Source organism: Mycoavidus cysteinexigens (assembly GCF_003966915.1).
Lineage (GTDB): Bacteria > Pseudomonadota > Gammaproteobacteria > Burkholderiales > Burkholderiaceae > Mycoavidus > Mycoavidus cysteinexigens.
The window spans coordinates 2615568-2628436 of record NZ_AP018150.1; the positions used below are offsets into that span (position 1 = coordinate 2615568).

General features: G+C 49.4%; 12 protein-coding genes and 1 pseudogene. 10 read left to right on the forward strand and 3 right to left on the reverse strand.

Annotation, left to right across the window (positions count from 1 at the left end):
- Positions 1–124: 124 nt before the first annotated feature.
- The 5 genes and pseudogenes from hda (at position 125) to panB (ending at position 4423) form a co-directional block, all read left to right on the forward strand.
- Entirely contained in the window at positions 125–853 is a 729-nt protein-coding gene (hda, locus tag MCB1EB_RS11120; RefSeq protein ID WP_052393935.1) for a DnaA regulatory inactivator Hda, read from the forward strand.
- A 10-nt stretch (positions 854–863) separates the two neighbouring features.
- Positions 864–1550, forward strand: coding sequence for a histidinol-phosphatase (locus MCB1EB_RS11125; protein ID WP_045366196.1), 687 nt, complete (start codon positions 864–866; stop codon positions 1548–1550).
- A complete protein-coding gene (gene pcnB / locus MCB1EB_RS11130) occupies positions 1547–2983 on the forward strand; it encodes a polynucleotide adenylyltransferase PcnB (RefSeq protein WP_045366193.1) in 1437 nt (478 codons plus the stop codon). The genes MCB1EB_RS11125 and pcnB overlap by 4 nt, the downstream gene beginning before the upstream one ends.
- A 57-nt stretch (positions 2984–3040) precedes the next feature.
- Positions 3041–3421, forward strand: a pseudogene (folK, locus tag MCB1EB_RS12470) (2-amino-4-hydroxy-6-hydroxymethyldihydropteridine diphosphokinase); the annotation flags it as partial.
- A 165-nt stretch (positions 3422–3586) separates the two neighbouring features.
- Positions 3587–4423: a 3-methyl-2-oxobutanoate hydroxymethyltransferase gene (gene panB / locus MCB1EB_RS12475; protein WP_045366190.1), complete on the forward strand. Its 837-nt coding sequence runs from the start codon at positions 3587–3589 to the stop codon at positions 4421–4423.
- Positions 4424–4529: 106 nt separating this feature from the next.
- Here panB and MCB1EB_RS11140 read toward each other — a convergent pair whose 3' ends face one another.
- A complete protein-coding gene (locus MCB1EB_RS11140; protein WP_026921610.1) occupies positions 4530–4841 on the reverse strand; it encodes an H-NS histone family protein in 312 nt (103 codons plus the stop codon).
- Between the two features lie 472 nt (positions 4842–5313).
- Complete coding sequence (locus tag MCB1EB_RS11145) at positions 5314–6456, reverse strand: branched-chain amino acid ABC transporter substrate-binding protein (protein ID WP_045364231.1); 1143 nt, start codon at positions 6454–6456, stop codon at positions 5314–5316.
- 252 nt (positions 6457–6708) lie between these two features.
- Here MCB1EB_RS11145 and MCB1EB_RS11150 point away from each other — a divergent pair, with 252 nt between their 5' ends.
- From MCB1EB_RS11150 to fliO, 4 genes are all read left to right on the forward strand, one after another.
- Positions 6709–7206, forward strand: a complete 498-nt coding sequence (locus MCB1EB_RS11150; RefSeq protein WP_126354029.1) for a hypothetical protein — start codon at positions 6709–6711, stop codon at positions 7204–7206.
- Entirely contained in the window at positions 7203–8030 is an 828-nt protein-coding gene (locus MCB1EB_RS11155; RefSeq protein WP_045364225.1) for an endonuclease/exonuclease/phosphatase family protein, read from the forward strand. The genes MCB1EB_RS11150 and MCB1EB_RS11155 overlap by 4 nt, the downstream gene beginning before the upstream one ends.
- A gap of 104 nt (positions 8031–8134) precedes the next feature.
- Positions 8135–8905, forward strand: coding sequence for a ferredoxin--NADP reductase (locus tag MCB1EB_RS11160; protein WP_045366187.1), 771 nt, complete (start codon positions 8135–8137; stop codon positions 8903–8905).
- A 24-nt stretch (positions 8906–8929) separates the two neighbouring features.
- On the forward strand, positions 8930–9313 hold the full coding sequence (gene fliO / locus MCB1EB_RS11165; protein ID WP_052393933.1) for a flagellar biosynthetic protein FliO: 384 nt from the start codon (positions 8930–8932) through the stop codon (positions 9311–9313).
- On the opposite strand, the gene MCB1EB_RS11170 is transcribed toward fliO, so the two are convergent.
- Positions 9310–10797 carry a DASS family sodium-coupled anion symporter gene (locus tag MCB1EB_RS11170; protein ID WP_045364223.1) on the reverse strand — a complete coding sequence of 496 codons (1488 nt, stop codon included), beginning with the start codon at positions 10795–10797 and terminating at the stop codon, positions 9310–9312. The genes fliO and MCB1EB_RS11170 overlap by 4 nt on opposite strands.
- Positions 10798–11400: 603 nt before the next feature.
- On the opposite strand from MCB1EB_RS11170, the gene MCB1EB_RS11175 reads away from it, so the two are divergent.
- Positions 11401–12837: a cytochrome ubiquinol oxidase subunit I gene (locus MCB1EB_RS11175; protein WP_045364220.1), complete on the forward strand. Its 1437-nt coding sequence runs from the start codon at positions 11401–11403 to the stop codon at positions 12835–12837.
- The last annotated feature ends 32 nt before the right edge of the window (positions 12838–12869 follow it).

Here is a 12869-nt window from a genome sequence, read left to right on the forward strand (position 1 = left end):
TCCAACGCAACGGAAATAGCCGTTTCGAGAAGTCCGGTAGAATACGGATTTTAACCGATGTTCCCACTCCATAAATAACAGACTGTGGGTTTTATCTCTATTTTTTATTTTTTACCTTCTTTTTATATTTGTGTCGCGCCAGTTATTGCTTGATTTCGGGGACCCGCCTAGCGCTACGTTTGATAATTTCATCACCGGCGCAAATACCGAGCTTGTTACGCGGCTTGCCGCACTGAATGAAGCTCCAGGGAATGATTATGCCGCCGAGCGCTTTTTCTATCTATGGGGTGAAGCGGGGAACGGGCGCAGTCATTTACTCCATGCGCTGTGTCACCGCGCAGGCCCGGGTCGCGCTCGTCTTGCCGGACCATGCGCGAGCTTAGCTGCGTTTGAATTTGATCCAGCCTTGGCCCTTTATGCAATCGATGATTGCGATATGCTCTCGCCCATCCAGCAAATTGCCGCCTTCAATTTGTTTAATGAAATTAAGGCTCACCCGCACTGTGCTTTTGTCGCAACGGGCCAGATGCCGCCACGCTTACTCAAGGTGCGCGAAGATTTGCGCACCCGACTTGGCTGGGGGCTGGTATACCAACTTATGCCCCTCGATGATGTGGGCAAAATGGCCGCCCTGACGCGCGCCGCTCAAGCACGCGGCATCGCGCTCGCAGCAGATGTGCCGCCTTATCTACTGGCGCACTTCAGACGTGATATGAGAACCTTAATCGGCTTGCTCGATGCGCTTGACCGTTTTTCTTTGGAACGACACCGACCCATCACACTGCCGTTACTCCGCGCAATGTTATCGCATCAAGAAATGACGACACTCACCGCAACTCCGTGCTTCGAGTAAAATGCCGGTTATGATGAACCTTGCCCTATTTGATCTCGACCATACGTTGATTCCAGCGGATAGCGACTACGAATGGGGCTGCTTTGCCGTACGCCATGGGTTAGTCGATGCGACCCATTTTAAGCTTGAGAATGAACGCTTCTATGCAGACTACCAAGCAGGCCGGCTCGATATTCACGCCTATCTGCGTTATGCGCTAGCGCCGCTGGCGCGTTATTCGCGCGCGCAATTAGCCGCCTGGCATGCCCAATTTATGCAAGAAATCATTACCCCGCTGCTGCGCCCGGCTGCCTTTGCCCTCATCCAGCGCCACCAGGCCGCCGGTGATGTATGCTGCATTGTGACGGCAACCAATAGTTTTGTTACGGCGCCTATCGCTCGCGCTTTCGGCATTAATCATCTCATCGCACCTGAGCCGGCTACGCTCAATGGCGATCCAACGGCTGCCTATACAGGCGAAATTAATGGCTTGCCCAGTTATCGTGAAGGTAAAATCATACGCGCTGAAGCTTGGCTACAGTCGCTTGATAAAAACTGGACAAGTTTTAAACAAAGCTATTTTTATAGCGATTCACACAACGACATTCCGTTACTCGAAAAAGTCAGCACCCCGATTGCGACTAACCCAGATGACAAGCTGCGTGCTCATGCTCAATCGAAAGGATGGCGTATTTTAGATTTATTCAAAACCTCGTGATTAGAAAATTTATTCGCAAACTATTGGGCCAGTCTGAATTGCCCACATTAAGTCGTGCTGCCAAACAGGCGCCTCATAAAAAACTACCGGTGAGCGTACCGGCCCGTATCCATCAAATAGATTCTGCGTTAATCTCGCGTCATGCGCTACGCGTGACGAGTACCTTACAACAAGAAGGTTACAATGCATTTATTGTTGGCGGCGCCGTACGTGATTTGCTATTGGGCGTTGCCCCGAAAGATTTTGATGTAGCAACCGATGCCACGCCTGAACAAGTACAAAAACTATTTCGTCGAGCGCGCTTAATTGGTCGACGCTTCCAAATTGTTCATGTGCCATTCGGACAAGAAATTATTGAAGTCTCGACTTTCCGTGCAAGTTTAAGCACGCCCGCCGCACCGCCCGCGTTAACCAACGCAGCCTTGCCTGCACGCTCGGGAGCACGCGCGCGGCGTGGGGAGTTAGACCATCATCTCCATGCAATCGATGCCAGCGGACGCGTTCTGCGCGACAATCTTTGGGGCCTGCAACACGAAGATGCGGCGCGGCGCGATTTCACCATCAATGCCATGTACTATGATCCGGCCACGCAAACGGTGCTCGATTATCATAATGGCATGGCTGATATTCGCGCTCGGCTCCTGCGCATGATTGGCGATCCAGCTACTCGCTACCGCGAAGATCCGGTGCGGATGTTGCGCGTTGTACGCTTTGCGGCAAAACTCGGCTTCGAAATTGAAGAGGCTACAGGCAAGCCAATTAGCTCACTCGCCGAATTGCTCGGCAATGTACCCAGCGCTCGACTGTTTGATGAAACCCTCAAACTGTTGCTATGCGGTCAAGCGCTCGACTGTTTGCGCCAATTGCGTGCCGCCGGGCTGCACGATGATTTATTGCCCATGCTTGATGCCGGCCTTGAGCAACCGCAAAGTGAAAAATTTATTACTCTTGCGCTCCATAATACCGATGAGCGGATTCGTGCAGGTAAATATGTCTCCGCTAGTTTTCTATTCGCGGCCTTGTTATGGCACGAAGTACGCGAGCACTGGCAAAAATATAAAGAGGCCAATGAGTATCCCATTCCTGCACTCTACCGCGCAATGGATGAAACACTCTATGCGCAAATGAAAAAGTTGGCGATTCAACGACGCCATCTCGGAGACATGAAAGAAATTTGGGGCTTGCAACCTCGCCTTGAAAAGCGCGGCCGTAACGCGTTCAAGTTGCTGGAACACCCACGGTTTAGAGCGGCTTATGATTTTTTGCTGTTGCGTTGCGAATCAGGCGAACTCGATCCTGCCTTAGCACAATGGTGGACTGCTTTTATCGCAGCCGATTCCGCCCAGCGCGAAACCTTGCTCACAGAAGACGGGCCGGAATCCACTACTCCACGCCGCCGCAGACGTGGCCGCGCCAAGCCCAAAGAATCCTAAAATGCGGATAAGTCAACGCTTAATTAAGCGGAAAACAATTAGCTAAAAAAGTGAGTTATGTCGATCGCTTATCTTGGTCTTGGCGCAAACCTTGGCAATCCACGTAAAACGCTACAAGCCGCTATCGGCTGGCTGGCCCAGCAAGCGAATGTCACCCTGCGCGCCCAATCTAGCTTTTACCGTAGTGCGCCAGTACAAGCCAGCGGCAATGATTTTTACAACTGCGTGCTAGCGCTGGAAACCACGCTCTCGCCTTTCCAGCTACTCGCATTATGCGCGGCGGGCGAAGACTATTTTGGCCGCCTGCGCTCTTACCGTAATGCGCCACGTACGCTGGATATAGACATTTTGCTCTACGACCAGCTTTCGATTGACACCGCCAATCTCATTGTTCCACACCCGCGTTTGACTGAGCGCGCATTCGTGCTACTGCCCTTACTTGAACTGAATGCTGATTTTGAAATTCCACAGCGTGGACGAGCCGATGCCTTTTTGCCGGCGGTTGCCGCACAGCGCATTGATAAGGTTTTAGACAAAAATTTAATCCAATTTGATGCGCCCAACAGCGCTTTTTCTAGCTCAACTTTTATTCACAGACCCAATATGGACTATTTAGCAGAAAATTCACGTCAGGCGATTACTGTGCCGCACCTGCAAATCATGCGCGAAAAAGCGGAAAAAATCGCTGCGTTAACCTGTTATGACGCCAGCTTCGCCGCTCTCCTCGATCAGGCCGGAGTCGACGTGTTATTGATTGGGGACTCTTTAGGCAATGTAATACAAGGCCATGCTACTACGCTTCCCGTCACGGTTGCCGACATCGCTTATCATACGGCTTGCGTTGCGCGCAGTCAGTCCCGGGCACTCATCGTTGCCGATTTGCCATTTGGTAGCTACGCTACGCCCAGTGAGGCATTTGCCAATGCCGTCACCTTGATGCGCGCAGGCGCTCAGATGGTTAAGCTCGAAGGGGGGATGTGGTTAAGCGATATCGTGCGGTTTCTAGTTGAACGCTCAATTCCAGTCTGTGCTCATATTGGCTTAACACCGCAATCAGTGCATGCATTAGGCGGCTTCAAGGTACAAGGCAAAACTGGAGCAGCCGCTAAGCAATTGCTGTGCGATGCACAAGCGCTACAACAAGCTGGTGCTCAATTGTTAGTCATAGAAGCCGTGCCTACGGCGCTTGGCGCACAATTAACGGACGCCCTGCTGATTCCTACGATTGGCATTGGAGCCGGCCCTGACTGCTCTGGACAAGTGCTGGTACTATACGATTTGCTAGGCGTGTCCACAGGAAAACGCCCGCGGTTCGCAAAAAATTTCGTCAGCGAGCAAGCGCGACAGGCATCAAATCAGCCTATTTTGCAGGCTGCTGTCGAAGCTTATGTACACGAAGTTAAAATGGGCGTATTTCCAGCAGCCGAGCATACATTCTGAGCACATCAACCGGGCTGCTGACAAAAATGAAACGCATGGAGCGCCTCAAACAGAAATTTGAGGCGCTCCTACCACTTTAATTTTTTGACTAAAACTCAACTCTGTTTTAGATAAGATAAGAACCCCGATCTTTACCCACAATCCACTTAGGTGGCTTGCCGCGCCCGGACCAGGTTACACCGGTCTGTGGATCGCGATATTTAGGCGCAACAGGCGTACGCGCACGCTGCTTATTCATATGCGATTTTCTCAGATTGAGCTCTTTTTTGCTTAAGCCAAGCTCATCGAGTGTAATCCCAAAGATAGCAATTTTTTTCTTTATTTCATCGATGACTGCAGCACATTCTTTAGCTTTAGCTTCTTCGATTTGTTTTTCCAATTTTGCTTGTTGCGCAAGCAATTCTTCATATGAAGACATAGACATTCCCTTCACAAAGTTAAAATGCGAACGTCTAGACTTTTTTATGAGTCCAGCCATTCAAGTTATTAATTAGGCGATAATATACAGATTAATTCTGATTTTGCAAAGAAAAATAAATATTTTTTTATTAATTTTTGCGTCAATGAACTTCATATAATTCATCAACTGATTTTTTAGGTAGCTCGAGCCGCTTAACCAAGCATTTTTAATGCCTTCAAAATAAAAGCACTGCATTTCTTTGGGTTTTTACGTCGACTCCAACCTTACATCTAAAAACCGTTTCCGTACCTAGACGATTGCGAAAACGCTAATTCAAATCCACAAAAAAATCTCAAATACTTTAAGCTACACGCAATTTTTCTATCTACCAGCTGATTATATCTGTTTAACAGAATTATACCTCATATTATCTTTGCCTGGCGCGCAGGCACTAAGCTTATGCGCGCACAGGTAAGCCCGCCTGAAAAAATCACATCTTAACAGTATTTAGTAGAGTCTTTTTTCCATTTTTGTAATTGTAGAGGGAAATGACCGGCGCTTTCAAATCTCCCTTTTCATCAAATTTGGTTTCGCCAATCACGCCTACGCGGTTAGTAGCGGGCATCTCCATCAAAATTTTTGCGGGATCAATTGAATTTGCACGCTTCATCGCTTCAACGATAATGTACACAGCATCATAAGTAAATGGCGCATAAATCTGAATCGGCGTCTCAAAACGCTTTAGATATTTTTTCTCAAATTCAGCGCCACCCGGCATTTTTTCCAATGCCATGCCAGCCTGCGAACAAATCACATTATCTGTCGCGTCTTTCGCCAGATTGGCTAAATTCTCAGTACAGACGCCATCGCCCGCGAGCACTTTTGCTGTAATTTGAAGCTGCTTCGCTTGCCATGCAAAGAGTCCGCCGGTCGCATCCATCCCGCCATAAAAGATAGCGTCTGGACGCAACTTCTTGATTTTGGTCAAAATAGCTCGGAAATCAGTCGCTTTATCATTGGTTGCCTCATGCAACAAAACATGCAAGCCTTCCTTTTCCTGCGCGGCCTTCTTAAACTGATCAGCGAGTCCTTTGCCATAAGCGGTCGCATCATCAACCACTACTACCTTTTTTAACCCGGCACTGTGGGCGTAGCGAGCCAGCGCAGGCCCTTGTTGAACATCTGTGGCGACTACGCGGTAGGTTGTTTTAAAACCTTGCTGGGTATACTGAGGATTAGTTGAAGAAGGCGAAATTTGCACAATTCCGGCATTACTATAAATTTTAGAAGCGGGAATCGAAGTGCCTGAATTCAAATGCCCAACTACGCCTACAACCTCATCGTCGACAAGCTTTTGCGCAGCTTGCGTGGCTTGGCGCGGGTCAGCGCCATCATCTTGCGCATCAAGTTGCAAAATGATCTTTTTTTCGCCAATCATCAAACCTTTAGCGTTAATTTCCTCAACCGCTAAACGCGCTCCGTTTTCGTTATCTTTGCCAAGGTGCGCAATACTACCTGTGAGTGGCGCAACATGACCAATTTTAACCACCTGCTCCGCCGCCATCGTAGGTAAAGCGATAGACAGCATGACAGCAGTACTGATGGGCAACATCTTTTGAAATTTATTATGCATGTAGAAGCTCCAATTAGAGGTCAAAAATCCAGCGCCCTTACTCACTACGCAGACTAATTTAAAGTCCGCGTATTAAGTTAAACGCTTAAGATGGTAAAGCGAGATTCCAGACATTGAATCTATAGCGACTCAGTTATTGTTACTATTGTGACGCGCCCGTAACGGCAAAACGCAGCATAGCATAGTAGCTTTATTTATTATTCATTTGCGGATATAAGCTAATTCGCAGCTCAACCTTGAATAGAAAGGATTATGTATAGTTTCTCTCATAAAATACGGATGGCTTCCTTGTGTAGCCTGCTTTTTTGGGGTAGCGCACCCGTTTGCGCCCAGCCCTCAACCCCTATCGTGCATTGGGAACTACAGATTATCCAGGAAGGACAGCAGGTTGCCAGCTTCGCCGGCCAGACCCCACTCGGCCAATCGCATACTGAAACCAAACACTATTCAGATCAACCCAGGGTCGATTGCAATCAACCCGCGCTCGAATTATCCCGCACCATTACCATCACGCCCGATAACCTTAACCCGACCAAACAAGCGGTGACCTTTACTCTTGAGACGCGCGAAACACTCGCCCCCTCACACACATCAGCCGCCTTCGACTGTCCTGCGCTGGCGGTTCCTCGCGTCGTCAATGCCAGTCATCCAGCCTTCGTCGTGCCCTTAGATAACTGGGCGGACTGGCAAATTCTCCCACGCAACCCTGTGCTTATTTATCGATTGCGGGCTCGCCTTAACCATTCATGAAATCTCTATTTCCGTTACACACAGCGCCACGCGATCCGCATGAATTTGTTGCCGTAAGCTGGAATTTACACAAAGGCCGTTCGCCGCTAGGTTTTCAAACATGGCAAGCAATGCGGCGTTGGATGCAACGCATTCCTGCGGATGTATATTTTTTACAGGAAGCCATGGCGCAGCGCCGATCTGCGCCAAGGCCGACCACGGAGGGCAACAAGTCCAGAATTACAACCGCAGACGAAGATTGGCATTGCCACGCCACTGAAATATCCATCGCCTTACAACTGCATCTCGAGCTTGGGCCCAATGTGCAGAAACCCTCCTGGCGACATGGCAATGCGATTCTTTCCTCCTCCCCCCTCACTCGAGGCGAACGCTGGGATATTTCTGCCCATCGCTTTGAACAACGTGGACTATTGGTAGCACGCACTATCGTTAACCAACAGCCCGTCATATTATTGTGTGTACATCTTGCCCTGACCCGCGCTGCGCGTTTGCGGCAAATGGAATGGTTAGCTCACTGGATTGCCCGCGAAGCGCCTAGCGGCCCCCTCATTCTCGCCGGCGATTTTAATGATTGGAAAAGTGATTCAATTCCCATCTTTCATGCTTTAGGTCTATGCGAAGTCGCCATGACGCTAGGGCAAACAGCAAAAACATTTCCGGCTTTCTCGCCCGCTTTAGCGCTTGACAAAATGTTTGTGCGGGAATTTACGCCGCTGGAGCTCATGCCCGCTTCCAAAGCAGCTTGGTTATCCGACCACCTACCTTACATCGCGCGCTTGCGCCTCACTCCCCCAACTCCCATTCAGCAGAAAATAACGCTATAAAAACGCAGCATTAGGAACGAGAATCACTCTTATTTGGAATAAAGGGTAGAATGAAGGCTACCCTAATTGATAGGCTATTTGCTGCTACCTACGACCGATTTATCATGAGCAATTTAACCCCACAAACTGTATTAAGTATCCGCCATTGGACTGACACGCTTTTCAGCTTCACCTGTACACGCGATCCTTCTTTTCGTTTTGATAACGGCCAATTCACCCTAGTCGGACTTGAAGTTAACAATAAGCCATTAGTGCGCGCCTACAGCATGGCTAGCGCCAACTACGAAGAAAATTTAGAATTCCTTTCGATCAAAGTACAGGATGGCCCGCTCACCTCACGCCTACAACATTTGAAAATAGGCGACTCCGTCTATATCAGCAAAAAATCAACGGGCACTCTGGTGACGCATCATCTATTACCCGGCTCCACCCTTTGGTTGTTATCAACCGGCACGGGTTTAGCTCCGTTCATGAGCATTATCAAAGACCCTGAGATCTATAGTCACTATGAACGCATTGTGCTAACCCACACTTGCCGCTTTATTGATGAATTGGCATACAAAGAATATATTACGCAATCATTGCCGCAAAATGAACATATTGGTGAATTGATTCGGGACCAACTTATCTATTACCCAACGGTTACGCGCGAGCCCTTTCGCAATCGCGGCCGAATCACGGATTTAATTCAAGACGGCAAGCTATTTGAAGATACAGATTTACCCCCGTTTTCAGTTGAGCGTGATCGCTTAATGTTATGCGGTAGCCCGCATATGCTCAAGGATACGCGCGCTCTGCTGAAAGCCATGGGATTTAACGAAGGCACCCATTCACAACCCGGGCATTATGTGGTTGAACGGGCATTTGTTGATTAAACTTAACTCTCTCGGAGCTACATCATGCATGGCATTCATGTCCGCCGCGCGTTATCTCAAGCCCTCGCAACGGCCGTATGGCTGCCGTTTACGGCTCTCGCCAATGACAGCACCCCCCTGCCCAGTGCAGTGAACGTGAGCTCCGTAGGGCAGACGATTGCTTGGCTGATTGCCGTAATTGGGCTTGCCTATGGGTGCGCCTGGGTGGCCCGGCGCTTTGGCGTGCGGCCGCCGCTACGCCGCACCAGCTTAATCAAAGTCGTCAGCAGCACGGCGCTTACGTCAAAAGAAAAAGTGATAGTCGTTGAAATAAACAATACCTGGCTGGTGCTAGGCGTGGCCGGCGGCAATATACGCACCCTACATACCATGCCCGCCGCCAGCGATCAGCCAGTTACCGTAAATTAAATCCAACCCAGGAGCTTCCAGTAGGTTTGCGAGAAAACCAATAACAGCAAATAGCCAACCACCGTCACGACAAAACCGATCTTGGTAAATTGTCGCGTGGTAAAAGTATCGGTCGCCAAGCAAACCATATTCTGCGGAGCATTAATCGGCAAAATAAAACCAAAGCTCACGGTAAAGCCTAACAACATGGTCAAGCCGAGTCGATTAAAATCTCCTGGCAAGGTCTGCAATACCGCAATTAGGATTGGCAGCATCGCTGAAGTCAGCGCCGTCGCGCTCGCAAACCCCAGATGAATCACAATTAAAAACAGGCTCAGCACGGCGAATATCAGACCCGGACTCAACCCGTCCATACCCGTATGATGCACGACTTGATCCCCAAGCCATTGACCTGCCTGCGTGGTTAACAAAGCCGTTCCTAGGCTAATGCCCACGCCAAATACAATCAAAGTTCCCCAAGGTGTGCGGGCTTCAAGCGTTTTCCAATCCATCACGCCAATCCGTGGCATCAGCAAAAGAGCCAGCCCGACAAAGGTGACTGAAGTTGTATCAAATGAGTGCAATTTACCTTCGGTCGACCAAAATGCAAGCAGCATCAACGAAACCAACATTAAACGCTTTTGGGCGGCAGTCATCGGCCCCAACTCCGCCAATGCTCGGCGCACTGCCTCGGCGCCCCCGGGAATCGACTCCGTTTCTGGCGGCAACATTTTGCGAACGATATATAGCAGAATCAGCGACATCACAACCGCCCACGGCAAACCGGCTAGCAGCCATTCGCCCCAAGTTACGCGCTGCCCTAGGATCCGTTCCATAAAGCCGACCGTCAGTAAATTTTGCGCGGCGGCAGTTTGAATGCCGATATTCCAAATACTGATGCTTAACGCCACTACAATCATAATGCCAGCGGCAATATTAGAGCGTCGATCTAACCCAAAAGCGGACACGATCCCAAGCATAATCGGCACCATGCATGCCCCCCGCGCGGTAGCGCTAGGTACTACTAAAGAAAGCACTGCCGTCACCAACACCGTGCCAAGCATAATGCGCTGCGTGCTAGCGCCAATTTTAGACAGCGTGACCAACGCGATACGTTTATCAAAGCCCGTAGAAGTCATGCCAGCGGAAATAAAAAGCGCTGCCGCCACGAGCGCCAACGCGCGATCGGAAAACCCCGCCAACGCCATTGACAAAGCTCCGGCCGTACCATAAACCACTTCTGGATTGTCCACCCGCGGCGCAGCGCCAATCAAAAACGCGATCAGTACAGTAATTAATATCGCGCTGACCTCATAAGTCACGGCCTCTGTAATCCAAACAATCACCGCAAACGCTAAGATGGCTAACATTCGCTGCCCGGCTAGCGACAGACCAGGCAAAGGGGGCATTAAAACCAAGCCCAGCAATACGATAGAGGCAACAATTAAGCCCAAAGAAATAGGGAAAACCGACTTGTTAGGAGCGGCTACGGAAGATTTAGGCATTCTGTTTCCTTTTTAAACCATACGTCACAATCAACGTTAAATTTGGAGTGCAATCTATTACTCTGCATAGATGAATTTTATATCAGCTTATAGTTTTTGAGTTTTTCGGTACTTCACTGTGCCACTTTCTGCACACTGCGCGCGGCAAAATCTCGCGTGCGTCTTAACCGGCCCTGCCTTTTAACTCATTTTCCAGGGGACTTAATCGGCCTCGCCCCCAACACTTCCATCAGCCCCCTAACCAATTGATTTTAAAAGGTTTTTAATTTAAGCTCGGCATAAAAAAGTCAATTAAATCAATGGGTTAGACTTGCATAGAAGGAGGTGAACTTCACTCGCCTTCTTTGTATCAATTCCCAGAATAGGCTGCTTTGATAGCCTAAATTGCGCTAAAATACATCCTGAATTTGTAAGAGCGGTGCTTCGTTTATGAAAAAATGATTGCGCCAGCGCCTCGCAAAACCAGAATCCGCCTAAGCCTTTTAAATGTCTTTTGCTTAGGCTCTGTAAGTTTTTTCGTTGTTTTCTCGGCTCAGCAAGCGGCTCACATAGCGTAGCAATCGAGAAAATATTACAGTCAAAATTTCAACTGAACAGAATAATATGATTGCGCTGGATGCCTTAACACTTGCCCGGGTTCAATTTGGCTTCACTGTCTCGTTCCATATTATCTTCCCAGCATTAACGATTGGACTCGCCAGCTATCTAGCGGTGCTTGAAGGCTGGTGGCTCCATTCCCGCAAACAAGTTTATCAAGATCTCTATCATTTCTGGTTAAAGATTTTCGCTATTAATTTTGGCATGGGCGTGGTGTCTGGCCTGGTGATGGCCTACCAGTTTGGTACGAATTGGAGCTATTTTTCAGCCTTTGCGGGCAGTGTCACCGGGCCTTTGCTGACCTATGAAGTACTCACCGCTTTTTTCCTAGAGGCCGGATTTTTAGGCGTAATGATGTTCGGTTGGAATCGAGTCGGCCCCGGACTGCATTTTTTGTCGACGATCATGGTTGCGCTTGGCACCTTAGTCTCCGCCACCTGGATTATCGCCTCCAATAGTTGGATGCATACGCCTGCCGGCTATGAGATCGTGGCGGGCAAAGTTGTGCCAACCGATTGGCTGCAAGTTATTCTTAATCCCTCCTTCCCATACCGGCTAGCGCATATGGGCGTGGCCGCCTTTCTTGCCACGGCGCTTTTCGTTGCCGCCGTGGCGGCCTGGCATCTTTTGCGCGGCCGCCAGCAACCCGCGATTCGCAAAATGTTTTCGATGGCGCTTTGGATGGCATTGCTGGTAGCGCCGCTACAAGCGCTGATTGGCGATTTTCATGGCCTCAACACCCTTAAACATCAGCCGGCCAAAGTCGCGGCTATCGAAGGACATTGGGAAAATCACGCCAGCCCTGGGATGCCACTGACCTTGTTCGGCTGGCCCGATATGAAGCGTGAAGAAACCCGTTACGCGCTTCAAATCCCCCGTTTAGGCGGTTTAATTCTAGCCCATAGTTGGGACGGTCAAATTCCAGGTTTAAAAGAATTTGCGCCGGCCGATCGACCTAACGCCACGATTGTCTTCTGGACTTTCCGCATTATGGTCGGCTTAGGGGTTTTAATGATTGCGCTAGGCGTGTGGGGATTTTATTTGCGCTGCCGCAAGCGCTTATATCAATCTCGCGCATTTATGCACTTCGCGCTATGGATGGGGCCCACCGGGATTATCGCCATTCTGGCGGGTTGGTACACCACTGAAATTGGACGTCAGCCCTGGACAGTCTACGGGGTGATGCGCACCGCCGATGCCGTATCTACGCATAGTGCATTACAACTCGGCATTTCTTTGGTTATTTTTGTGCTTGTCTATTTTGCGGTGTTTGGCGCTGGCATTGTTTACATGATGCGCTTAGCTCAGCAAGGGCCGATTCTCAACGAGGGCAAAGAGACAAATCCAGGTGGACCAGGTCAACTGCATCAACCCATGCGACCGCTTTCTGCTGCCCCTGCAGTCTCGAAAGATAAAGAGCAAAACACCAATCCAGGAAATTAATCCAGCAACCTCTTTTTAATCTATGGGACTTG